Source organism: Rhizobium sp. SRI_017, assembly GCF_057586295.1.
On sequence record NZ_JBYCZP010000036.1, the window covers coordinates 1 to 20,270 of the forward strand.

Sequence of the window (20,270 nt, forward strand, 5' to 3'; positions counted from 1 at the left end):
CTCGTACGCTTATCACGGCACGAGTGCGGCAGTAGCGGCGGTTTCGCCGAACTTGGGCGACGCGGTGAAACTCAGCCCCTACGTGCGCATGGTTGCTCTGCCCGGCCCGGCAGGCATCCCAGAATCGCAAGCCGCCGAGTTTTTCGAGGTGCAGGTTCGTTCGGCCATACTGGATCTGAATCGTCGCGGTATAGGCGTCGCCGCCCTGCTCATCGACAGCATCTTTTCCAGCGACGGCGTTTGGGTAGATCCTCCCGGTTTCATTGCCGGTGGCGCTGCAGCGGTGCGGGATGCAGGCGGTCTCGTCATCGCCGACGAAGTTCAGCCGGGGTTTGGGCGAACCGGAACGCATATGTGGGGCTTTGAGCGGCACGGAATCGTTCCTGATCTCGTAACTCTGGGCAAGCCAATGGGTAACGGGTTTCCGATTGGGGCAGTGGTTGGTCGGAAGGTGCCGATGGAGCGGTTCGGCGCCATTGCCCGCTACTCAAACACCTTCGCCGGCAACACGGTTGGAATAGCGGCCGCGGACGCCGTGTTGGAGATCCTCCACCGCGACAAAATCCCTCAACACGCGCTTGCCATGAGCACGCGTCTCAGCGCCGGACTGGAGGAGGTATCAAGGAAGCATAATGGCGTTCGTGCAGTCCGCAATGCAGGCTTTTTTCTTCGGCATCGACATCGGACCTGCGGAGATGCCAACGCCGGACAGGCGTGCGATGGCTCTGGATCTGGTCAATGCAATGCGAGACGAGGGCGTGCTCATCAGCACGACGGGAGCCAACGAAGATACACTCAAGGTGCGTCCTCCGCTTATCTGCCAGCCCGGAGACGTCGATGTCTTCCTTGTTGCTCTCAACCGTGCTCTCAGCAGGGTTGGACGGTAGAACCTTGGAAGTTGCGAGAGATTGACAGCGGCTGACATCCAGTGTGCAAGCCAATCAGTAGCGGATCGAGCGGTCGTCGCTCCAAACAGTGCTTTCGTCGGGTCTGCGCAGCGCCGGCCAGAACAGTACGCGCTCAGACAAATGTCGATACATTGAAGTGGGCCGATGAACTGAGTGTCGCGTTGCGGGTTCGTCCAGCCCGGAGGATGACTCCGGCTTGCAACCGTTCAGCGCGTCCACTAGCGTTGGAAGAACAAATCCAGGCTGGGAGCATTGCGGCCCTCCATCACTTGATGTTCCGTCCCTGAAATACGCTTCTGTCCCGGAATTATTACCAGGAGTTTGCTTTGCGCTATATTCGCGCGAGTTCATTAGAGGACGTCGTTGGCCTGCTGGCCGAAGCGTCGGGCAAGGCCACGATTCTAGCCGGCGGGAGCGATCTGCTGGTGAGAATGAAGGGTGGCTTTGTCGAGCCTGAACTTGCGTTGCCGCCGCTGGGTAACGGAGCACCGCCTGCGCTAGTCCAGCGCGGTCGATGGCAAGCGAAAGTGCCTTGCGCTCTTCGATCGTGTCAAAGATCGGCGAGGCGAGGTTGAGCTTCAGCAACAGGAGGCGCGGAAGCGAGACGGACTCCACATTCATTTTCTCGTAGACATTTCGTGTTTACGGCAAAAGCTCCGTGAGTCAACGCTAATTCGAGGGCTAGCTTTGGGAACTAAAACATGAACATGCGGAGGGTACTCAGCGCCAGGACGAGCGCGACAGGAACTTACCCGAAGACCGAGCGTTTGGCGCCACTACCCTGTGCTAGTCGATCGCTTTGGGGCTAGTGCTGGACGCAGGGTACAATCGACTAATCAGTCAGCTCATTGACGTAGGGCGCGAGATCGTGGCCTACCGACAAAGACTGGAGTCGGCCGATGCGTATGACTGGCACCAGGAACTGAAGCCATTCTGGACCGGCACCGCGCCGTAACTGCCTGGCTGCGAGAGGTCGCGGGGTTGCGCGCATCTTTATAGCCTGGCCGCCCAGCCGCCGTCAGGCGCACCATGTCGGCCACGCCGTCTGTCCGGCGCGCCTTGGCGAAGTCGCGGACCTGCGGCGGGCATCTCCGCGACTCCCCAATCGATAGATGTCGGAACAACTTCTGGTCGACTCCGTTCCCCTTTCAATCGAGGAACGCAAGTGAGCAAAATAGTTTGGGATGCACCTGTCGATATCCGCTATTCAGATGGCGGACGCGTTTATACCGTGACGACCACCGCCTACGCATACGAGCACCTAATGACGAGTTGGCCCGACGGAGCACACGGCCCTTCGTATTTTCGCGCGATATTGGCGTGCGACACTGTCGACTGTATGACGGCGCGGGCCGCGGCACGGTCAGCTTTCATCGATGCTGCAAGAGATGCGCTGATACTCGATGACGGAAGGGCCGCTTAAGAGGACAGCCGGCCGCTTCTCGCGGGAGTGGCCGGTTTCGAAATCACGCATCAAATCCAGGCGTCCTTGAAAACCACTTGGCGGACGGCGTGTGCCCCTTCTCAATCGCGTCTTCGTAGTGGAAAAGAAGCTCTTTTAGGGCAAATTCCAAAGCCTGCTCCGGCGTCACGGCTGGATTTTGCATCGAGCTGGAGAGAAATGCGCCGTATCCCGGGATGGCAATATGGTGGCTGTTGCGGTATGAGAAAGTGCCATCCCCCAGCTCAAAGATAACAACCCGGACCTTTACGGGTTCCCGTGGGCATACGATCAGGTCGTAAGAGGCAATGGATTTTCGGAAGTCTGCGACACCGTAGGCTTCGAAAATATTCTTCTCTTTGGCGTTCAACCTCTATCCCTCGTCTTATGTCCTCGGCCCATGCGGCGCTCTGAACGGCCGGTGCCAACGTCCGTGCTCAGCTGTTGCGCGTCATCCCGAAAGCGGCTCGATCGCATGCATCTCGGTCACTACGGTGCAGATGCAGGATACGCGTCGCGTCTTTCCTTGAAATCGGATGTTTCTGCAAGAAGTACTCAAGTTCATAAGGTTCGAAAATGGTCGTCCGGTTCTGTACGATTTTCGCTTGAGCGGCCATGTCAACTCTCCATCTAGATCACTGACGGCAGTACAGCACACGGGCGCGGAGCGGAGCTGTCTGCCATACATGAGGCTGGCAATCGATGGCGGCCCGGCCCCACCGGGTCGTCGAGAGAAAACGAGGGCCGAAGCCCTCGTTGTCGTTCCATCACCAACGATGACTACTGCTGCGAGTCCATGGTGGTTCCGGGCTCCTGGCACGGCGCCCCACCCGCGACATGCTCGCGGCACTTTTCAGCGTCTTCCATATCCGGGCGCACGGGGTCGTTGATGCTACCAGTGGTCATGTTGTCCTTGCCGCCATTGTTGTTGTTTTTGCCGCCATTGTTATCGGCAGCAAAAGCAAAGGAAGAGGCGGCCAGTAGGCCGGCGGCTAGTGTACGGTAATCGCCTCTCTTTTCGAGGCTTGTCGCATATGGCGGCTTGGCCAGCGTATTTCGACCCAAGGCCGAGGAAGTGCTTGCCCGCGCCTCTCGTCTTTGACGCGAACCGCAACTAAAAAGGGCGCGAACAATAATTGACAGCAATCCCATGACGCCCCCGCGGCGGTTTCTCCAGATATACCTCGTTGAAGAACAGTCCATGCTGCCGCCATCTGGCCCTGAGAAGGTCAATAAGCTGCTGTTCAGTTTGAACAGAGTAGTTCCGCGTCAGCTCTCTTGTGAACACTGTCACGGTGGTGACCACGTGCGGGCGCGCTGCCTCAGCACGAGCAAGCTCCGTGTCGATCTCCATCGAGAGGAGGTGCTTTTCGATTTCGCTCAGGTCCTCCAAGGCAGTCGCCCCGCCACTTCCGGCAATCGTTTTCCGGTTGCGGTCGACCAGCACATATCGAAACTGCCGAGACGTGCCGACTTCTTCAATTGCCAAATCGAAGGTTCTCGCTAAGCGACGCAACCTCGCCACGTCGTCAAGTCCTCGCGCCATTTGAGATCCTCCCGGTCGAGAATTGACAGACCTGCTTTGAGAGTCAATGGCCTCTTGGCGGCAGTGTCGAGGTCAAATGGAGAGATTTCGATGACTGAGAAAGTGAGCGGCCTATCCGGACATATCGCGAAATCGGCTAGCGAACCGATCGGATACCTGACCTGCGCAGCCTTCAACATCGTCACCACGGAAATGGTGCAGGCTGATAATGACGGAAACCGCCCTGATGCGTTCCTGTCACAGAACCAGCACCAGATCCTGGTCGAGAAGCTTGGCGGCCCCGGTGAGCGCGTCGCGGCCTTCTGCAAGGCCGTCGGGCTGGAAAACCTTGGTGAAGTCGCCGCCAGCGAATTCGACAAGCTGGTGGCCCGTGTGACCCGCTTCAACCAAGCGAACCCCGCCGAACGTGTTTTGGGTCCTCGACAGCATCGAGAAGGTGTCTTCCAGATCACGGATGCGACGGCTGATCGTTGAGGGTTCGACGGACAGGCAGCGCGCGGCACGGCGGAAGCTGCGTTGCTCTGTCGCCGCGAGAACGTATTGCAGATGAGGAAGCTCAAACATCAATCGCCTCCTCAGCGAAAGTCAGATCGTAGAAAACCAACTAAACAAGCGGACGCCTTGACGCAAAATTAGTCGCCAGTTCGTATTGGTACGCCACATTCAGGACGGTGCGGTCGCCCCCGGGTTTTCCAACGATCTGCAAGCCAATTGGCATGGCATGGATGTCGAACCCGCATGGGATACTGGCAGCCGGCAGACCGTAGTAGTTGGCAAATGCAGTGTTTTCGGCCGCAACCCCTTGCGAAGGGTTCCTTACAGCTTCTTTGACCGTAGGAACAGTCGAGTCGAGAGTCGGAAGCACGATAACATCAACTTCCACAAATGCTTTGTCTACAATATTTTTTCGGTCATTCTCTATACTGGCAAAATTGTCCTGGTCGGGGTCGCCAAATGGCACTGCGATATCAATTATTTCATATCCTGCGTCCCGTAGAGTAGTCACGGCACTGTCAATTTTCTGCTTAACCTCTATAGTGCATTTAACATTGTTGCCGACGCCTATTCGAATTGCCTTGTCGGGCTTTTCGATGTCTGAGAAAAGCGTCCTATCACCTTGGGTAGATAGTATATCTAGTAAGAGCGCTGTATCGCAGGCACTGCGCGTCGTGATCGCAGCATGCCCCATCCACCGAATGAATTCATCAACAGGCTCGTCGCCTAGAATGCCCTTGGTGCTGATCAAACCATAGCTGCCCTTAAATCCAACTATCCCGCAGCAAGCAGCTGGCAGGCGTACCGAACCAACTGCGTCGGTATCAACGGTCGCGTAACAGAGCCCGGCAGCAACAGCCGCCGCAGATCCTGCGGAGGAGCCACCAGCGACATAGTTGCTATTCCATGGATTGCGCACGGGCCCAAAGAAGCTTGTCAGCCCGGTCGTCGCCATCCCCAGTGCGTCCATATTGGTCTTGCCTAGAATGATTGCACCAGCCTGCTTCAGCTTCTTTACGGCTTCAGCATCGGCGCTTGCCACGCGGCTCTTGAAATGCTCAAACCCCGCAGTCGTCTTGACACCTTCGGCGTCGTAAAAGTCCTTCACAGCCACCGGGATGCCATGTAGCGGGCCTCGCCATTTACCTGCCTTGATTTCCGCTTCTGCGGCTCTTGCCTGGTCGCGCGCCTCATTGCCCAGCACGGTGATAAAGGCATTTAAGGAGGAATTAAGCGCTTCGATTCGCACCAAACATGCTTCAACCGCCTCGACCGGTGATATCTTTTTTATATGGATTTCATTGCTTAATTCACGAATGCTGGCGTAGTACATAGTGTCCTCCCTGTTCAGAGTGCGAAAACCGGCCGGCTCGACGCAGCGACCGTCCGAGAAATAGTTGCGATAGACGCCGCCAGCATCGTCCCGGAGAAAGACGGTGATCCCGAAGTCGTTCATCTCCTGGGATGCCCATGTCGGCATTAAAGTGACTATCGCCATACGACCAAACCGGCATAGTCCACCCTCTACGCGACCACAGGGCGGCGAGGCACTCGTAGGGCGACCCTGCGACCACGGCGAAGGTAGTGTCCCGCGCGTTGAGAGGTGCGAGGTGCCCGACGTCGTCGATGCGCCGGCAGAAGCCGGGGCGAGGTGTTTCCCAGTCAGGGGCGTGCATGATGTGATAAACGATAAATTGGCGCCGGCCCTCTAACAGATTGACAAGGGTCTGAAAGCCTTCAGTACCTTCGAACTCATAGCCATTCTCGATTGGCGTCATTGGCGATCGCCCGCGTTCCGCCGCGAGCCGGTCGAACATTCTCGTGGCTTCTTTCTCTGTAACGAGGAGTTGCCGTCGCATCCGGTTCCATTCGCCGATCGAGACGATCGGCGGCAAGGCGAGCGGTTGTTCACGCCCACCATCACCGCCGGCTCTGCAATGCACGCAGGCCCGCCGCGACAAGTAGACTTGATCCACTGGAGCGCTCATCGCCGATCTCCCCATTTAGACCACTGGACGTCGAGAGCGGCGATGATGGGTTCTCCCAGGAGGAGCGGCGAGACTTCCTCGTAATGCCCCGCATATTGCGGGGTCTTGACGAACGCCGTTGTAGCTTCTCGATCGGGGTATTTCTGGAATGCGCAGATGCTTTCCGGATCTTCACCGAAGCCATAGAAATCGACGACATCGTCATTCACGGCGACCGTGGGCTTTATGTGCTTGCGCCAGATCGCCTCGACGTCGTCTCGTTTGCCTGGCTTGGTCCGATGCTGAATGAAGAGTGCGTCCTCGGCCATGTCCTTTCCTATCGAGGTCAGTTTGTGGTCGCCGCGGAGGTCGGAGACGGCTTTGTTCGGCCGCCTGAGGTACTGAGCCAGGAGCCACACAGAATGAAAGCGAAGGCCACGAGCGTGCCGCCGTTGAGGGGCTCTCCGAGAAGGCCGACCCCTGCAGCGACCGCGATGGCGGGCGCCACATAGGTAATGACGACTGCGCGCTGGGGTCCGACTTCTCTGACGAGAAGGAAGAACATCGCGAACGCCAGCGCCGTGCAAAATACGCCGAGCGCCAGGATTGACGCTATCGCAGTGTTCGACGGCGGAAGAACAGGCCAAGTCTGTATCGCGGGCCAGGCGAAGACAACCGCCGCTCCTATAAGGCAAAGGCCGGTGAGCTGCGCGGCTGGGACGTCGTTTAGCCATCGCGAAGCGATAATCGACCCAATTGCATAACAGACAGACGCCAGCACGATCTCGATGACAGACAGGAGATCGCCGCCCAGCGTTGGGGCTGCCAGTAAACACACGCCGAAAAAGCCGAGCGACAGGCCCGACGATCGCCTGATGTCAAATCCTTCGCCTGACCCGAGCAGTTTCGAAAGCACGACAGTAAGCGCCGGCGTGAGAGCAATGAGCATGCCAGCCGTCGAACTGTCGATATGCACCTCTCCATGGGCGATCAATACCCACGGCGCGATCATCTCGGTCAGGCAAAATCCCACGAGCGGTAGCCATTTGGTCCTCACCCAGCCAAAGCCACCCACCAGGAAGGCAAAGGGCAAGAGAACCAGTGCCCCGATCGCTGCCCGTGCGAATACAAGGAATGGCACGGAAACTTCGGCGACCGCAACCTTGATCATCAGATAGGGAACGCCCCACAGCACGCTGAGCAAGACGAAGTACATAAGGCCGCGCCGGGTCATGGTGCCCTCACCGCCAGAAAGGTGTTCCAGGCCTCTCCATCTGTATCGATGCTGAACGCATCCCAGATCAACCTCATGCCAGCGGCCTCGAGCCGCTCCGCAAATTGGTCCCGCCGCCAAAAGATCATGTGGTAGTTGCCGTCGGTCTCGCCGTCGCCATCCCGCATCGACACGAGAAATGCACCGCCGGGTCGAAGCGCGCGCGTGATTTTGGCGAGAACCATGTCGGTCTGCTCACGCGGGACGTGGATGATGACACAAAGGGCAGCGACGGCATCGTATGGGCCGCCGAGATCCCCGGTGATAATGTCGAGATATTCGGCAGTCTTGCCGCGCGCGGCCTGGATCTCGATGAACCGTCGTGTGGCGTCGGTGCGCTTGACGGTAACGCCGAGCGTCTCCAGAAAATCCGCGTCTCGGCCGGGACCGGAGCCTACTTCCAGGATTTGGCCACCAGCGCCGACATATTCAGCCAGGCGCTTTAAGCCCTGAGCGTCGTGCGGGCCGGGATAGATGGCGACGTTCTTGTCGTATTGGTCAGCATAGCTTTCATAGGACGAGATGGTCCGACCATTCTTGGTCATGTAGTGGTTTGTTGAGCTCATTCCTGCCTCCGTGACGCAAGCCCCGAGCTCTGTGGCAAATGTCGCGTGGTTGATTGCAGTCATAACTCTCTCCGTTTTGGTCGTTGCCATGATCGGCACCGAGAAAAAAAATATATGTAAGTGCGATTGGCCTTGAGTGGCAGGATGGACAAAAACGGGGCATTCGTGCCATTTAATCCGTCATGTTTCCGAAACACTTCGATCTCTCGCCGCTCCAAGTCGCGATCCTTGCGTTGCCCGAGACAGCACCCATGGCCGTCTACGGCCTACATGAGGTCTTGGGCTCGGTCGGCCGCATATGGCCGCTAATCACAGGAGAGACTGATCGCGTGCGGCCGATTTCACCCCGCATAGTCGCCCGCGACAGCCGTAGCTTCATGACTTCGGCTGGCACGCCAATCGTTCCTCATGCCGCGATTAGCGAGACCGAGAAGCCAGACGTCGTGATCGTCTGTGATATCGAATTGCCGCTGCCAAATGGACCGGATGGCCTGTGGCTCGAAGAGATCGGCTGGGCGCGCCAGCAGCTCGAACGAGGAGCAACCCTATGCTCGACCTGCTCAGGCTCGGTGATGCTGGCCGAAGGTGGCCTGCTTGATGGCAGGGAGGCAGCATCGCATTGGAGCGCTGCGGGCCTTTTCCGTGATAGATATAACAAGGTACGCTTCCGGCCAGACCGTATTCTCTGCGAGAGCGGTTACGAAGGCCGCTTGATCACGACCGGTGGCGCATCGTCCTGGCAGGATCTTGCGCTATATCTCATCGGTCGCTATTGCGGGCCGGCCGAAGCCGTGCGCGTCTCTAAGATATTCCTAATCGGCAATCGCAGCGATGGCCAATTACCCTTCGCAGCCATGACTCGGCCACGGCAACATTCGGATGGCATCATAGCCGATTGCCAGGCGTGGATTGCCGAGAACTACGAGGCCGCCAACCCAGTATCCCGCATGGTCACGCGATCCGGCCTGGCGGAGCGCACCTTCAAGCGTCGGTTCAAGCAGGCGACTGGTTATGCGCCAGTCGATTACGTGCAGGCAATCCGTATCGAGGAAGCCAAGCAGATATTGGAGACGACCACGATGTCGGTCGACGATGTCGCCGCCGAAGTAGGGTACGAAGATCCTGCCTTCTTTCGTCGATTGTTCAAGCGCATTGCAGGTGTCAGTGCCGCACGTTACCGGCAACGATTTCAGTTACAGCCGGCGATTGTGGAAGCAGATTGAGAGCGACGCCAGCGCATGGCGCTCTTGTCGGAAGAAGGAGCAAACATGCCGTGTCGCCAGTCCATTTCGATGTCGGCTTTCGAGACGCCGCTTTGTGGGACTTTATGACCGACAAGGTGGAGGTTTCGGTCGAACCGCTCCAGCATCTTTTTCAACTGAGCATTCTGCAGTCGCAGTTTACTTTCCAACTGGTCCCGGAGAACCTTAATTTCTTCGTCCAGGCTTATCTCGTCGGAAACGGTGGGAACCACTGGAGGTTTCTGTGAAACGACAGCAACCGCTTCGACCTTCTTGGCACGGCCTCTCCCCTTGACCGGCGCGGCTTTGACAGTTTCTTTGACGTTCGGAGCGGCATATGCGCGGGTGGCGCCAATGTCAGGCAACGCCGGGTCAGAGTTTTCCACACCCTCCGCGCTGTCACTCCCCCCCTCGCACTGAATATCGCGGCCAGTTTCGGCCAGCGGTTCAGGCTGTGCAGAAACCGGTTCGGATTGAGCGAGAGGCTGCGTCTTTCCGCGTGTCGGCTGATCGGCAATCTTGACGTTTTCCCTGACAGGAATTTCAGGCGGTTCCGCCATCGCCAAGACGTCCGGCTTTCCGTCCTTGATTGCCCCGCCGTCTTGTTTTTCCAAGGGTCGTGGCGACACAAGTCTGACAAGAAACTTCCAGGGAGACGCCATCACTTCGACCTCGCGCTTAACCCCGCATGCAGGCTGCGAGTTGACGCTCAGGCGGCGGTCGTGACCGTCACCAAGGATACTCATCCCGTTCAGCCGGCGACTAGCCGCCTGCCAGATATCAATCGAGCTTCAGACGCTTGCGCAGATCAGCGTTTTCGGCCCGAAGTTTTTCCGCCAGCAGCTTACGCAGCCTTTGGTTCTCCGCTTCCAGCTGCAGGATATCCGCCATTTCATCGCTCGGTACAGCTGGCACGGCAGGCGCCGCTTGCACCGCCCTCGGAGCGCGCTTCACGGCTGTGCGCTTCGCAGGGCTAAAATTGTCGACCAACTTCGCCTTGCGTCCCCGCTTCTGCTTTCCAGCCCCGTCTGTGCGAATCTCGCCCACTATTGTCAAGCACCTTCGCAGCGCTGGCCCGGCTGGAACAAAATAGTCGGGAGTGGATTCCAACTCGTTGCATGCCCATGGAACCGCCGATGGACGAGCAAGAACAACAGTCACAGCCGAAATTGGGCTAAATCGACTCGCGGCGAGAGGAAACCGAACGCGCGTTCGCGGAGATCATAGAGAACGAACGCAAACAGCGGCTCGAGAAGACTATGCGGCTCCGACAAATGCGGCTTGTGAAACATTGACGCGATTCACCACATGCCGACGGGTATAGTGGTGCAACCGGCCTCAGTGAATGCACCGGTGATGCGCGGGGAGAAATCCGTTCACCTTCTCCCCGCTCACAAGTTAGGTGGCCTCCGGTAACCCCAACTTCGTTACAGCGATATGTCGTAGGCGTTCATAAGCGAGTCGTTAACTTATGCGCTCCAAAGTAGTGACTGCAAAAGCTAAGTGCATATAATTGCAACATATGGCGTCACTTTGGGCGAACGACAATGGAGAACAGTGGCGGATGTCAGCACCGAATATTTCGGTTGGGAAGGGCAGAGCAAAAGACCGAGCGCATCACGCGACTGTTGTCCGCAAGACGGTCCTCATCGCAAGCGACACGGCCGAGAATCTCAATCACATAAGAGCCTCTCTAGTGGGCTACGACCTTACAATCATAGCAACAAACGGCGGCTTGCAGGCGCTGGAAACGTCCGATGCGCAGCTCGAACCCAGTGTGATTTTGCTCGATTTCGGATTTGGGGGGAGCGGCCTAGAGGTCTGCCGACAACTTAGAAAACATGGTGCGACGGCCGAAATTCCTGTGATCTTAATCACTCCGCCGGATGACGCGAATGCTAGATGTGCAGGTTTTGCTGCAGGAGCAATAGATTGCATCTCAACTGCAATCGAAAGCGCCGAACTTGTTGCTCGAGTTGAAGCGCAACTCACTGCGCAAAGCGCTCGTGAATACCTTCTTAGGCGCAATGAACAGCTCAACACGGCGCTCGCCAGCATGGGGCAAGGTGTCTGCCTGTTCAATGCAGATAGCAGATTGGTCCTGTGCAACGATCGATATGCGGAAGTCTACGGGCTCGATCCGGCAGCGCTGTATGTTGGGCAGTCACTTGCGGAAATCTTGCGGTTGCGTGACGAAGTCGATGGCTGCTCCACGATGTCCACACAAGAATATCTCGCCTGGGCCGATGCAACGAATGCAGGTGAGGTCCCCCAGACTTGGGAAAAGGAGCTCAAATCTGGAAAGATCATTCGTGGCTACCATCAGCGCACGGCCGACGGTGGGTGGCTGTCCACACATGAGGACATCACCCAGGCCTGGTTGGCCGAGAAATCACTTGCTGACGCCCGGGCCCAGGCCGAACGTGCCGAGCAGGAGACGCGAGACGCGCACACTCGCCTTCTGTCGGCATTCGACGTTGTGCCGGAAGGCTTGGTGTTGTTCGATGCGGATGACAGATTCGTCATGTGGAATCCCCGTTACGAACAACTCTATGCGGAAAGTGGCGGCGCGCTTTTCAAGGGCATGCGGTTCGAGGACCGGCTTCGTGCGGGGCTAGAGCGACAGCAATATCCTGAAGCAATCGGGCGTGAAGAAGAATGGCTCTCCGAACGCGTCGCTTGGCATGCCGCCCCCAAGAGCAGCCATGAGCAACGCCTGCCGGGAAACCGCTGGGTGCGTATCGACGAACGGCGCGTTGCGGATGGTGGAAGCATCGGCATCCGTGTCGATATTACCGATCTCAAAATGCGAGAAGCCTCCTTTCGGCTGTTGTTCGAAGGCAACCCGCTGCCAATGTGGGTTCACGACCCAGAAAGCCTTAGATTTCTAGACGTCAACCAGGCAGCGATTGATCATTACGGCTATGATCGCACGCGTTTTCTTTCCATGACGCTCCTGGACATTCTCTCAATGGAGGATCACGAAAGAGTCAAGGCTGCGGTCGGAGGCTCTGGGGCCGAAGGGGAAGCCAATTCTAGCCAGCGTCATCGAAAGGCGAATGGTGCCCAGATCGACGTCCTCACTTACTCAAGCCAGCTTGCCTTCGACAATCACGTGGCGACAATGCTTGCCGTCGTTGATATTTCTGAACGAAAACGCGCAGAAGAAGCGCTTCTTCAACATCGTGACAAGCTTGAGGAAACGGTCCGCTGCAGAACAGCCGAGATTGCCCGTCAGGCTGCGGAGCTCGAACGGATGCTCGAGCAGGAGCGGCAGATCAACCAGTTGCAACGGCAGTTCGTCACTATGGCCTCGCATGAATTCCGCACGCCCCTATCCATAATCGACGGCGCTGCGCAACGTCTCGTCCGCCGCAAGGACGCGATTACCTCGGATTTTCTTAAGGAGAAGACCGAGCAAATAAGAAGCGCCGTTTCCCGAATGCTGGAACTGATGGAGAGTATACTGGCAGCGGGCCGTCTGGACCATGGCCGCATTGAAATTCTGCAAAAACCCTGCGCGCTGCGTGACATCATCAGCACTTGCAGCGCGCGCCAGGAGAGCATTCGGCGATCGCATCGCTTTCTGTTCGATCTCGATCGGCTTCCGTCGGCGATCTACGGCGACCGTGCAGCGTTAGAGCAGGTGTTCACCAACCTATTTTCCAATGCAGTGAAATACGCCCCAAATTCTCCGAATATTTATGTGACCGGCTGGCAGCGCGACGAGCATGCCTACATTACCGTCCGCGATGAAGGCATAGGAATTGATGCAGATGATCTGCCCAAGATGTTCGAACGCTATTTCCGCGCGAGAAGTTCAACCGGCATTGCCGGCACCGGCATCGGTTTAAATCTCGTGAAACAGGTGGTCGAACTGCACTGCGGCGAAATTCGCGTGGATAGTGTGAAAGGTGAAGGTACTGTCTTCACGGTGAAGTTGCCGATCGCCGGTTCCGTGCCAACAAGCGTAGGGGCTACCCAAACAAGCAGCCAAGTGCTGGCCACTCAAGCCCGCGCAAATCCCTGAGGGACTTATGATCAGCATATTGTGCATTGAAGACGAAACTGATGTTCGGGATCTTATCCTGGAGGAATTAGGCGACGCTGGCTTCACGACCTACCAGGCCTCGAACGGAAGGGAAGGCCTTGAAATGATAATTGCCAAATGGCCGGATATCGTCATCTGTGACATCTCGATGCCGGAGATGGACGGGACGCAATTGCTCGCAGAAATTCAACTCAACTACCCAGACTTTGCAGCTACGCCATTCATCTTCTTGACCGCGCTATCTGGCAAGGAGGTGATGCTAGAGGCATTGAGGGCTGGCGCGGACGACTATTTGGTCAAGCCTGTGGATTTCGATGTCCTAATGGCGAAAATTGAAGGCTGCGTGAAAAGGGTTGAAAATGCCCGCAAAACCGGGCGCGTGTTCTGACAGTGGGCCTTAGCCTGACTCAAAGCGGCACAATTCGATATTCGTCCACCAGTCGGGCTTGAGGGATAGAAACGGACATAATGTCGATGAATGTCCCTCTGACGGGGGACCGGCGTGCAATTTTGGCGTCAGAGGATCGTGTTGCACGGAACCAGTCGCAATCGGCATTTGGCCTCTCAGCAAATGGATCAGCTCACACGCTCATAGTTTACCCGTCCGAAGGCGACCTTCCGGTTTAGCGCACTAGCGGCGAGGTTCGCTTCGGTGGAGACAAATCGGAAGAGGCGGAGTCGATCATTGCATTTTCGACCGGGGCGACGCATTTTCTGCCCGAACGGGAGAAGCAAAATCAAATCGCAGTCATCGATTTCGACAAGGCTCTTCGTCCTGGTGTTGGTGGCCGTCTTACCGCTGACGACGATCCTCTTTTTCAATCTCTACTCCATACGGTTGGCCCAGGAACGCGAGGTCCATGCGGAAGCCTTCCGGACAGGACAGCTCGCGGCCGTCGAGATGGAGCGCCTTCTCGGCGGCATCGAGAACACGCTTCTCGCCATCGCAGCCGCTCCCGTCGTTCAAGGCCTCGATCCCACGGCATGTAACCGCTACATGGTCCGGATCGGAAGGCGGCTTCCCGAATTCGCTGGCATCGCGGTACTTGACAGCTCAGGTGTGATCCGATGCTGGCAACAAGCTAAGGGGGTGGGCGTATCCCTAGCCGATCGTGACTACGTGAAAGAGTCGCTAAACGGCAGGTTGGCCGTCGGTGAATACACGGTCGGCAGGGTCAGCTCGCGAAGGGTATTGCCCGTATCGGTGCCGATCACCGACGACACCGGCAAGGTGACGGGCGTTGTGGCAGGATCACTCAACCTCGACTGGCTTGACGGGAAGCTGCAGGAACGCTCGTTTGCGGCCGAAAGCAATCTCACCATCGCCGACCGCAAGGGTGTCATCCTGGCACATCGCCGGGATTCGAAACGGTTTGTCGGGACTGCCATTCCCACGGAATTCCAGCATCTCGTCCGTTCGCAACGCGCGGGAACCATTGAACTCGGGAGTCAGGACGGCGCTCGACGCATCCTTACCTATTCCCCGCCTGCCGCAAACAAGCTCGGGCTCTACATTAGCGCCGAGGTTTCGACTGCAGCAGAATATGCCGCGGTCACACGGGCCATGTACTACGGCGTGGCAGGCGCGGTGGCGGCCACCGCGGTCGCGCTCGCATCGGCAAGCCTTACCGGAAGATACTCCATCCGTCGGCCTGTGGCGCATTTGCTGCGGACCGTTGAGGCATGGCGCGGCAAGAACGAGAGCGCGAGAACCGGAATGTCAGCTGAGAAAGGCGAGTTCGGCCAGCTCGGTGCAGCGATCGACGCCTACATGGACGAATTGGTATTGGCCCGGCAACAAAGGTTGAAAGACGAAGAGCAGCGCAACGTTCTCATGAGCGAGCTCGATCACCGGGTCAAGAACCTTCTAACGACCGTGCAAGCTGTGGCTCGGCAGTCATTCAAGTCATCAGGTGTGGAGCCGTCAACGCTCGCGGCATTTAGCCAAAGACTGGCGGCCATGGGAGAAGCGCACGCACTTCTGATGAAAGATGAGTGGCAGTCCGCACCGCTTCGGGATGTCGTCGAAATGGCGGTGAGGCCTTTCGACATCGCTGCGCGGCCTCGGTTTTCCACCTCCGGCCCGGAACTGGTGATGAACTCCAAGGCCGCTTTGGCGCTGGGGATGGCGCTCCACGAGCTATGCACCAACGCCACCAAATATGGTGCCCTGACATCGGATGACGGCGTGGTTCGCATCGTTTGGCGGGTCGAGAGCGACGGAAGCGACGGGAAACCGCTTCTCGTCTTTGAGTGGATTGAGTTAGGCGGCTCCCCGGTGGTTCTGCCAGCGAAAAGCGGCTTTGGATCGACGATGATCGAGCGGATGCTAGGCAGCCAGATCGAAGGCACTGTGGATGTCCGTTACGATCCCGACGGTCTCAAGCTTCGCTTGCGGGTCCCTGTCGTAAATGTGGAATTCGTGTCGTAGTTGGATGACAAAGCCGCGAATCCCTAGGCTTTATCAAGATGGTGTGCGCGGGAGCAGATTATGCTGTTAGATCCAACAATGCGCGAACAAGCTGCGAAAGGTCACGGACGTTATCGGAAGCGAAGACCGGTCTCATCAGATCATTGGGCCGGCTTACCCTTCTAAGAGCATGCAGTTGTATAAGTAGCGGAATTGGCGAGACGATCGGTTTCGAGCCGTTGGGCCGGGTCGGATCGGCGCTCATCAACAATGTTGCCTACCGCGTATTCTGTTTGCCGAGAAGGGACGCATAGGCTTTGCGCGCAAACATGGCGGCATAAGACGTCTTCCATCTCGCTAAGGATGAGCCCGGCGACGCACCCGCCTCTCGTTCCTACTTACGCGGCGATCGATCCCATGTCTGTTGCCCGGAACATATTGGCCAGATTGAGAAAACAGATCATGCCGTTATCGTGGGTAATGATCCCGAGAACGTCCGGTCGAAGCGAGCTGCGACTTCGGGCATTGGCTGGATCTGGTCGCCGCGGACTGTGAGAATGTCGGAAACCTTGTCGACCAGCAGGCCAAGCACCATACTGTGGACATCCGCGACGACGATCGCACTACGCTCGTTCGGGACCGTCGGCGGCATACCGAGTTTGCGGGAAAGATCGATGACCGGAATGACGGAGCCACGAAGGTTCATCACGCCGATCACGTCGGGAGGCGAATGCGGCATTGGCGTCGAGGGCGACCAGCCGCGGATCTCGCGGATGGTGGTGGTCATGACGCAGAACTGTTGGCCATTGAGGCGAAAGGCGATGATTTCGAACGCCCCCATATGGAGTTCGGTCGTCGGCTGCTGTCGTTCACCCATTAGAATTCCTTCCATTCGTTCTCGGCGACCGCCGCGTTGCCACTGAAGGCGGTCGCGAGCTTTGCGCCCATCTGGCGGGCGGGTGATACGACTGGTCGCGCCCCTGGCCTTGCTGGGGTTGGAGTTCCAGTCGGAACCGAACGGCGAGGATTTTGCGACGAGGGAGCAGTTCCGATATTGAACTGCCTCACCAGCTGGAACAGGCTGTCGGCTTCCCTCGCCAAGCTATGAGCAGCGGCCGTCGCTTCCTCGACCATAGCGGCATTCTGCTGCGTGCCCTGGTCCATGGTATTAACCGCCGTGTTGATCTCCTTGAGGCCGGTCGCCTGTTCCTTCGAACTTTCGACGATGGCGCTGACATTCGCGTTGACCTGCTGAACCTGGCCGACAATCTCCACAAGCGCTTTACCGGTTTCGCCGACTAGGCTGACGCCGCTCTTCACATGCTCATTCGAGGCGTTGATGAGATCCTTGATTTCCTTCGCCGCCTTTGCCGACCGCTGGGCGAGTTCACGCACTTCCTGTGCGACAACCGCGAAGCCCTTGCCCGCATCACCCGCTCGGGCCGCTTCGACACCGGCATTCAGCGCCAGCAGGTTCGTCTGGAAGGCGATTTCGTCGATAACGCCAATAATGTTGCCGATCTCGGCCGAAGACGTCTCGATCTTGCCCATGGCATCGACCGCATTCCGGACCACGCCGCCTGACCGCTCTGCGTTGTCGCGCGTCTTCTGGACCAGTTGACCGGCTTCCTGCGCACGATGGCTCGAGTCCGCCACGGTGGTCGTGATTTGCTCAAGGGCGGCGGCCGTCTCTTCCACCGAGGCTGCCTGCTGCTCCGTCCGTTTGGACAAATCATCCGAAGCAGACCGTATCTGCTGGGCACCCGCGGCGATCGCTCCAGCATTCTCCGCGACCGACTGCATCGCGCCGCGCAGCTTCGTGGCGGCGCTGTTGAAGTCGACACGCAGCTTCTCAAGCGTGGGAATGAAGGGGATGGAAATATCTTGAGTGAGGTCGCCATCGGCGAGCGCCTGCATAGCCGCTGCGAGTTGGTCGACATTGTTGACGCGAGCCGTGACGTCGGTGGCGAACTTGACAACCTTGAATACGTTGCCGTTCATATTGAGGATCGGATTGTACGAGGCTTGAATATAGACCTTCTTGCCGCCCTTGCCGATCCGCAGAAATTCATCGGCAATGAATTCGCCTCCGGCGAGCCGTTGCCAGAACCTGCGGTACTCGTCGGTTGAGGTATAGTCCCGCTCGCAGAACATGGAATGGTGCTTGCCCTGGATTTCACCAAGTGAATAGCCGAGCGTGTTGAGGAAGTTTTCATTGGCGGTGAGAATGTCGCCGTTGGGCGTGAATTCGATCACTGCCTGGGCGCGCGACAGTGCGTCAAGCTTGCCTGCATCTTCGGCGCTCTTGAGTTTCTGCGCGGTAATGTCGGTGGCGAACTTCACCACCTTGTATGGCTTTCCGCCGCGCATCACTGGATTGTAGGACGCCTCGATCCAAATCTCCTTGCCGCCCTTGGCAATCCGCTTATATTGCTTGCTGTCAAACTCGCCTCGGCCGAGCCTTGCCCAGAATTCCCGGTAGTCTGCGCTCGAGGCCTCGGCCGGATCGACGAACATGCGATGATGCTGTCCGACGATCTCGCTCAGCTGATAGCCAAGCGCCCGACAAAAGTTCTCGTTTGCGGTGAGAATCTTGCCGGTCAGGTCAAATTCAATCACTGCCTGAGATTTGCTCATTGCGGCGAGAACTGCTTTTGCGTCCAGACCGAAACCGATGCCCATCATCCTGTGCCCCTAATAGACTACAGGGCAGCGGCCCTGTCGTTGCTCACTGCGAGCAATCTAGAGGTAAAATCTGCTTAATTGCTTAAGTATTCTTTAAGCGGTTTGGCGCCTGATTATTGTCAAGAGATTGGTCAATAAATTCAATTCGGTATCGAGTTCTTGAATTCCCGTCCGCCGCGTGGCGGTAGGTTCAGTGGTTGTGATCCAGCGCGCTAACCGTCGGTTTTACCGCAACTCGAAAGGAGAAAATATGACGTTTCATTTACCATTTGTTAATTGGGTTGACGGCTCCCCAATCCGGCTCCGCGGGTGATGGAAGGTCTTGCACTTTCAATGCGATGCCTGCAAATTGCGCTGCAATCACACGGGGTGACGGACTCGGATAGAATCAGGCTCCTCCCGGCTCGGGGGCCACAAAGTTCCGGGAGATGACAAGATCGGAAAAGCACATGCAACTTGAAGCAGAGGTCAACCGCGTTGAGAAACTGACTGCAAGCTTCAACACCCACTACGATGTCTTCAAATATCTGAAGGGCCTGACCCAGGACCTTGGGATGAATGTTTTCCTGATTTTGACGCTGCCGACTGTCGACACCGTCGAAATCGGGGCGACAAAAATCATCACCAACTGGCCAGCGGAAATGGTCGATTACTACGATGCCCACAACCTGATGATAGACAGCCCGGTCATTCGCCGGATGCTGAGATCGACCGGTCCATTTAACTATGATGTCGAAGCCATCAATGCTGATCGCAGCGAGGGCAAGAAGTCCACGGTTATCGAGCTCTTCAAGCGATATGGCATGGAAAAAGGCGCCTACTTTCCCGTTCATGACGCCGCGGGTGGTCGCGGTGCGATGTCGATCTCGGGGCCGCGGACTTTCAGCACGATCGAATTGGCAAAGCTGTTGTTCATAGCCACCCACATCTACGATCGTCTCTCGCAGCTCACATTGAAGGAGAAACATCGACCCATTGAGTTCACGCAGAGCGAGCTGGATTGCCTCAAGCTCACGGCTGGAGGCAAGAAAGGCGCCGAAATTGCCAAATTGCTCGGCCTTACAGAGCACACGGTAAACAATCTGACGAGCAGTGTCGTCAAGAAGTTGGGTTGCTCAACGAGAACCCAGGCCGTCGTGAACGCTCTGCGGCTCAACATCATTCGCGTGTAGGGCAAAGACTGCTCGGCGGGCGCTGCTTAGGGCTATGACTTCAACGTTCCATCACCCGGTCCCTTCCCCGGACTGCCTGATGGGAATTCTCCGCCCGATTGTTCAAGCTCTTTGGAGGAGCTGCTTCCTTCCGCCGAGGACTGCAGCACCGATAGGCCGCCTGGCAGCGATGGGAATTTACCAGAGAGGTCGCCAGCGGCTAAACCACGAGGACTCTCGCTCTAGCGAATGTGGATTTGGCGATTGGGACACGCTGAAACCCCGCGATGGGTCCTGGGTATATGATGTCCGGTCCTGGCTATAGCTTTCGGTCGACCAAGATCGGCTGGTGACTGTGAAGACGTGGCACTCCTGAAAATGCGGGAGCTAAAGGCGCGCGGGTTTCGGGAATCCGATCTCCTGATTACCGTGGTCAAGAAGCGCGACGGCTCGGGCCACGCAATTCTGACGGTCCGGACCTCCCAGGGCGATTTCGTGCTCGACAATCTGGACGATCGGGTGAGGTGCTGGTGGCA

18 protein-coding genes and 6 pseudogenes are annotated in these 20,270 nt (G+C 57.4%); 11 read left to right on the plus strand and 13 right to left on the minus strand.

Annotated elements, in window-relative coordinates; translation table 11 throughout:
• Positions 1-64 precede the first annotated feature (64 nt).
• The 4 genes and pseudogenes from AC2YI2_RS34210 to AC2YI2_RS34225 all read left to right on the plus strand — a co-directional run.
• Positions 65-610: pseudogene (locus AC2YI2_RS34210) on the plus strand (aminotransferase class III-fold pyridoxal phosphate-dependent enzyme); the annotation flags it as partial.
• Positions 611-632: 22 nt separating this feature from the next.
• Entirely contained in the window at positions 633-887 is a 255-nt protein-coding gene (locus tag AC2YI2_RS34215; RefSeq protein ID WP_487391011.1) for a hypothetical protein, read from the plus strand.
• A 347-nt stretch (positions 888-1,234) separates the two neighbouring features.
• Positions 1,235-1,369, plus strand: a pseudogene (locus AC2YI2_RS34220) (FAD binding domain-containing protein); the annotation flags it as partial.
• Positions 1,370-2,073: 704 nt separating this feature from the next.
• Positions 2,074-2,331, plus strand: coding sequence for a DUF982 domain-containing protein (locus AC2YI2_RS34225; protein WP_487390995.1), 258 nt, complete (start codon positions 2,074-2,076; stop codon positions 2,329-2,331).
• Between the two features lie 43 nt (positions 2,332-2,374).
• Here AC2YI2_RS34225 and AC2YI2_RS34230 read toward each other — a convergent pair whose 3' ends face one another.
• From AC2YI2_RS34230 to AC2YI2_RS34240, 3 genes are all read right to left on the minus strand, one after another.
• Entirely contained in the window at positions 2,375-2,719 is a 345-nt protein-coding gene (locus tag AC2YI2_RS34230) for a hypothetical protein (RefSeq protein WP_487390996.1), read from the minus strand.
• Between the two features lie 410 nt (positions 2,720-3,129).
• Positions 3,130-3,501 carry a hypothetical protein gene (locus AC2YI2_RS34235; protein WP_487390997.1) on the minus strand — a complete coding sequence of 124 codons (372 nt, stop codon included), beginning with the start codon at positions 3,499-3,501 and terminating at the stop codon, positions 3,130-3,132.
• Complete coding sequence (locus AC2YI2_RS34240; protein WP_487390998.1) at positions 3,464-3,895, minus strand: hypothetical protein; 432 nt, start codon at positions 3,893-3,895, stop codon at positions 3,464-3,466. Before AC2YI2_RS34240 ends, AC2YI2_RS34235 begins: the two co-directional genes overlap by 38 nt.
• A 90-nt stretch (positions 3,896-3,985) precedes the next feature.
• On the opposite strand from AC2YI2_RS34240, the gene AC2YI2_RS34245 reads away from it, so the two are divergent.
• Positions 3,986-4,369, plus strand: a complete 384-nt coding sequence (locus AC2YI2_RS34245) for a hypothetical protein (RefSeq protein WP_487391012.1) — start codon at positions 3,986-3,988, stop codon at positions 4,367-4,369.
• A 12-nt stretch (positions 4,370-4,381) separates the two neighbouring features.
• Here the strand turns inward: AC2YI2_RS34245 and AC2YI2_RS34250 are convergent.
• The 6 genes and pseudogenes from AC2YI2_RS34250 to AC2YI2_RS34275 form a co-directional block, all read right to left on the minus strand.
• Positions 4,382-4,459 (minus strand): annotated as a pseudogene (locus AC2YI2_RS34250) (hypothetical protein); the annotation flags it as partial.
• Between the two features lie 40 nt (positions 4,460-4,499).
• Positions 4,500-5,723: an amidase gene (locus AC2YI2_RS34255; protein WP_487390999.1), complete on the minus strand. Its 1,224-nt coding sequence runs from the start codon at positions 5,721-5,723 to the stop codon at positions 4,500-4,502.
• Positions 5,701-6,378: a DUF899 family protein gene (locus AC2YI2_RS34260; RefSeq protein WP_487391000.1), complete on the minus strand. Its 678-nt coding sequence runs from the start codon at positions 6,376-6,378 to the stop codon at positions 5,701-5,703. The genes AC2YI2_RS34255 and AC2YI2_RS34260 overlap by 23 nt, the downstream gene beginning before the upstream one ends.
• Entirely contained in the window at positions 6,375-6,686 is a 312-nt protein-coding gene (locus AC2YI2_RS34265) for a putative quinol monooxygenase (protein ID WP_487391001.1), read from the minus strand. The genes AC2YI2_RS34260 and AC2YI2_RS34265 overlap by 4 nt, the downstream gene beginning before the upstream one ends.
• Before the next feature lie 17 nt (positions 6,687-6,703).
• The gene (locus AC2YI2_RS34270; RefSeq protein ID WP_487391002.1) at positions 6,704-7,591 is read right to left on the minus strand and encodes a DMT family transporter; all 888 of its coding nucleotides are present in this window, start codon (positions 7,589-7,591) and stop codon (positions 6,704-6,706) included.
• A complete protein-coding gene (locus AC2YI2_RS34275; RefSeq protein ID WP_487391003.1) occupies positions 7,588-8,196 on the minus strand; it encodes a class I SAM-dependent methyltransferase in 609 nt (202 codons plus the stop codon). The genes AC2YI2_RS34270 and AC2YI2_RS34275 overlap by 4 nt, the downstream gene beginning before the upstream one ends.
• A gap of 329 nt (positions 8,197-8,525) precedes the next feature.
• On the opposite strand from AC2YI2_RS34275, the gene AC2YI2_RS34280 reads away from it, so the two are divergent.
• Positions 8,526-9,419 (plus strand): GlxA family transcriptional regulator, encoded by an 894-nt coding sequence (locus AC2YI2_RS34280; RefSeq protein ID WP_487391004.1) that lies wholly within the window; start codon positions 8,526-8,528, stop codon positions 9,417-9,419.
• On the opposite strand, the gene AC2YI2_RS34285 is transcribed toward AC2YI2_RS34280, so the two are convergent.
• Complete coding sequence (locus AC2YI2_RS34285) at positions 9,386-10,183, minus strand: hypothetical protein (RefSeq protein ID WP_487391005.1); 798 nt, start codon at positions 10,181-10,183, stop codon at positions 9,386-9,388. The genes AC2YI2_RS34280 and AC2YI2_RS34285 overlap by 34 nt on opposite strands.
• Before the next feature lie 34 nt (positions 10,184-10,217).
• Positions 10,218-10,457 (minus strand): annotated as a pseudogene (locus tag AC2YI2_RS34290) (transcriptional regulator); the annotation flags it as partial.
• A gap of 544 nt (positions 10,458-11,001) precedes the next feature.
• Between AC2YI2_RS34290 and AC2YI2_RS34295 the strand changes: the two are divergent.
• From AC2YI2_RS34295 to AC2YI2_RS34305, 3 genes are all read left to right on the plus strand, one after another.
• On the plus strand, positions 11,002-13,467 hold the full coding sequence (locus AC2YI2_RS34295; protein ID WP_487391006.1) for a PAS-domain containing protein: 2,466 nt from the start codon (positions 11,002-11,004) through the stop codon (positions 13,465-13,467).
• 7 nt (positions 13,468-13,474) lie between these two features.
• Complete coding sequence (locus AC2YI2_RS34300) at positions 13,475-13,876, plus strand: response regulator transcription factor (protein WP_487391007.1); 402 nt, start codon at positions 13,475-13,477, stop codon at positions 13,874-13,876.
• A gap of 297 nt (positions 13,877-14,173) precedes the next feature.
• Positions 14,174-15,919, plus strand: coding sequence for a sensor histidine kinase (locus AC2YI2_RS34305; protein ID WP_487391008.1), 1,746 nt, complete (start codon positions 14,174-14,176; stop codon positions 15,917-15,919).
• 377 nt (positions 15,920-16,296) lie between these two features.
• Here the strand turns inward: AC2YI2_RS34305 and AC2YI2_RS34310 are convergent.
• Together AC2YI2_RS34310 and AC2YI2_RS34315 are read right to left on the minus strand one after the other, a co-directional pair.
• Positions 16,297-16,775, minus strand: a pseudogene (locus tag AC2YI2_RS34310) (chemotaxis protein CheW).
• Positions 16,775-18,583, minus strand: a complete 1,809-nt coding sequence (locus AC2YI2_RS34315) for a methyl-accepting chemotaxis protein (protein WP_487391009.1) — start codon at positions 18,581-18,583, stop codon at positions 16,775-16,777. Before AC2YI2_RS34315 ends, AC2YI2_RS34310 begins: the two are co-directional and overlap by 1 nt.
• Before the next feature lie 449 nt (positions 18,584-19,032).
• Between AC2YI2_RS34315 and AC2YI2_RS34320 the strand changes: the two genes are divergently transcribed.
• Together AC2YI2_RS34320 and AC2YI2_RS34325 are read left to right on the plus strand one after the other, a co-directional pair.
• Positions 19,033-19,755 carry a helix-turn-helix transcriptional regulator gene (locus tag AC2YI2_RS34320; RefSeq protein WP_487391010.1) on the plus strand — a complete coding sequence of 241 codons (723 nt, stop codon included), beginning with the start codon at positions 19,033-19,035 and terminating at the stop codon, positions 19,753-19,755.
• 315 nt (positions 19,756-20,070) lie between these two features.
• Positions 20,071-20,270, plus strand: a pseudogene (locus tag AC2YI2_RS34325) (transglutaminase-like cysteine peptidase); the annotation flags it as partial.

Excerpts from the sequence above, each read along its gene's own strand:
- AC2YI2_RS34215 (WP_487391011.1), top strand. The coding sequence starts at position 633 with ATGGCGTTCGTGCAGTCCGCAATGCAGGCTTTTTTCTTCGGCATCGAC.
- AC2YI2_RS34235 (WP_487390997.1), bottom strand. The coding sequence starts at position 3,501 with ATGGGATTGCTGTCAATTATTGTTCGCGCCCTTTTTAGTTGCGGTTCG.
- AC2YI2_RS34240 (WP_487390998.1), bottom strand. The coding sequence starts at position 3,895 with ATGGCGCGAGGACTTGACGACGTGGCGAGGTTGCGTCGCTTAGCGAGA.
- AC2YI2_RS34245 (WP_487391012.1), top strand. The coding sequence starts at position 3,986 with ATGACTGAGAAAGTGAGCGGCCTATCCGGACATATCGCGAAATCGGCT.
- AC2YI2_RS34255 (WP_487390999.1), bottom strand. The coding sequence starts at position 5,723 with ATGTACTACGCCAGCATTCGTGAATTAAGCAATGAAATCCATATAAAA.
- AC2YI2_RS34260 (WP_487391000.1), bottom strand. The coding sequence starts at position 6,378 with ATGAGCGCTCCAGTGGATCAAGTCTACTTGTCGCGGCGGGCCTGCGTG.
- AC2YI2_RS34265 (WP_487391001.1), bottom strand. The coding sequence starts at position 6,686 with ATGGCCGAGGACGCACTCTTCATTCAGCATCGGACCAAGCCAGGCAAA.
- AC2YI2_RS34270 (WP_487391002.1), bottom strand. The coding sequence starts at position 7,591 with ATGACCCGGCGCGGCCTTATGTACTTCGTCTTGCTCAGCGTGCTGTGG.
- AC2YI2_RS34275 (WP_487391003.1), bottom strand. The coding sequence starts at position 8,196 with ATGAGCTCAACAAACCACTACATGACCAAGAATGGTCGGACCATCTCG.
- AC2YI2_RS34285 (WP_487391005.1), bottom strand. The coding sequence starts at position 10,183 with ATGAGTATCCTTGGTGACGGTCACGACCGCCGCCTGAGCGTCAACTCG.
- AC2YI2_RS34295 (WP_487391006.1), top strand. The coding sequence starts at position 11,002 with ATGTCAGCACCGAATATTTCGGTTGGGAAGGGCAGAGCAAAAGACCGA.
- AC2YI2_RS34300 (WP_487391007.1), top strand. The coding sequence starts at position 13,475 with ATGATCAGCATATTGTGCATTGAAGACGAAACTGATGTTCGGGATCTT.
- AC2YI2_RS34315 (WP_487391009.1), bottom strand. The coding sequence starts at position 18,583 with ATGATGGGCATCGGTTTCGGTCTGGACGCAAAAGCAGTTCTCGCCGCA.
- AC2YI2_RS34320 (WP_487391010.1), top strand. The coding sequence starts at position 19,033 with ATGCAACTTGAAGCAGAGGTCAACCGCGTTGAGAAACTGACTGCAAGC.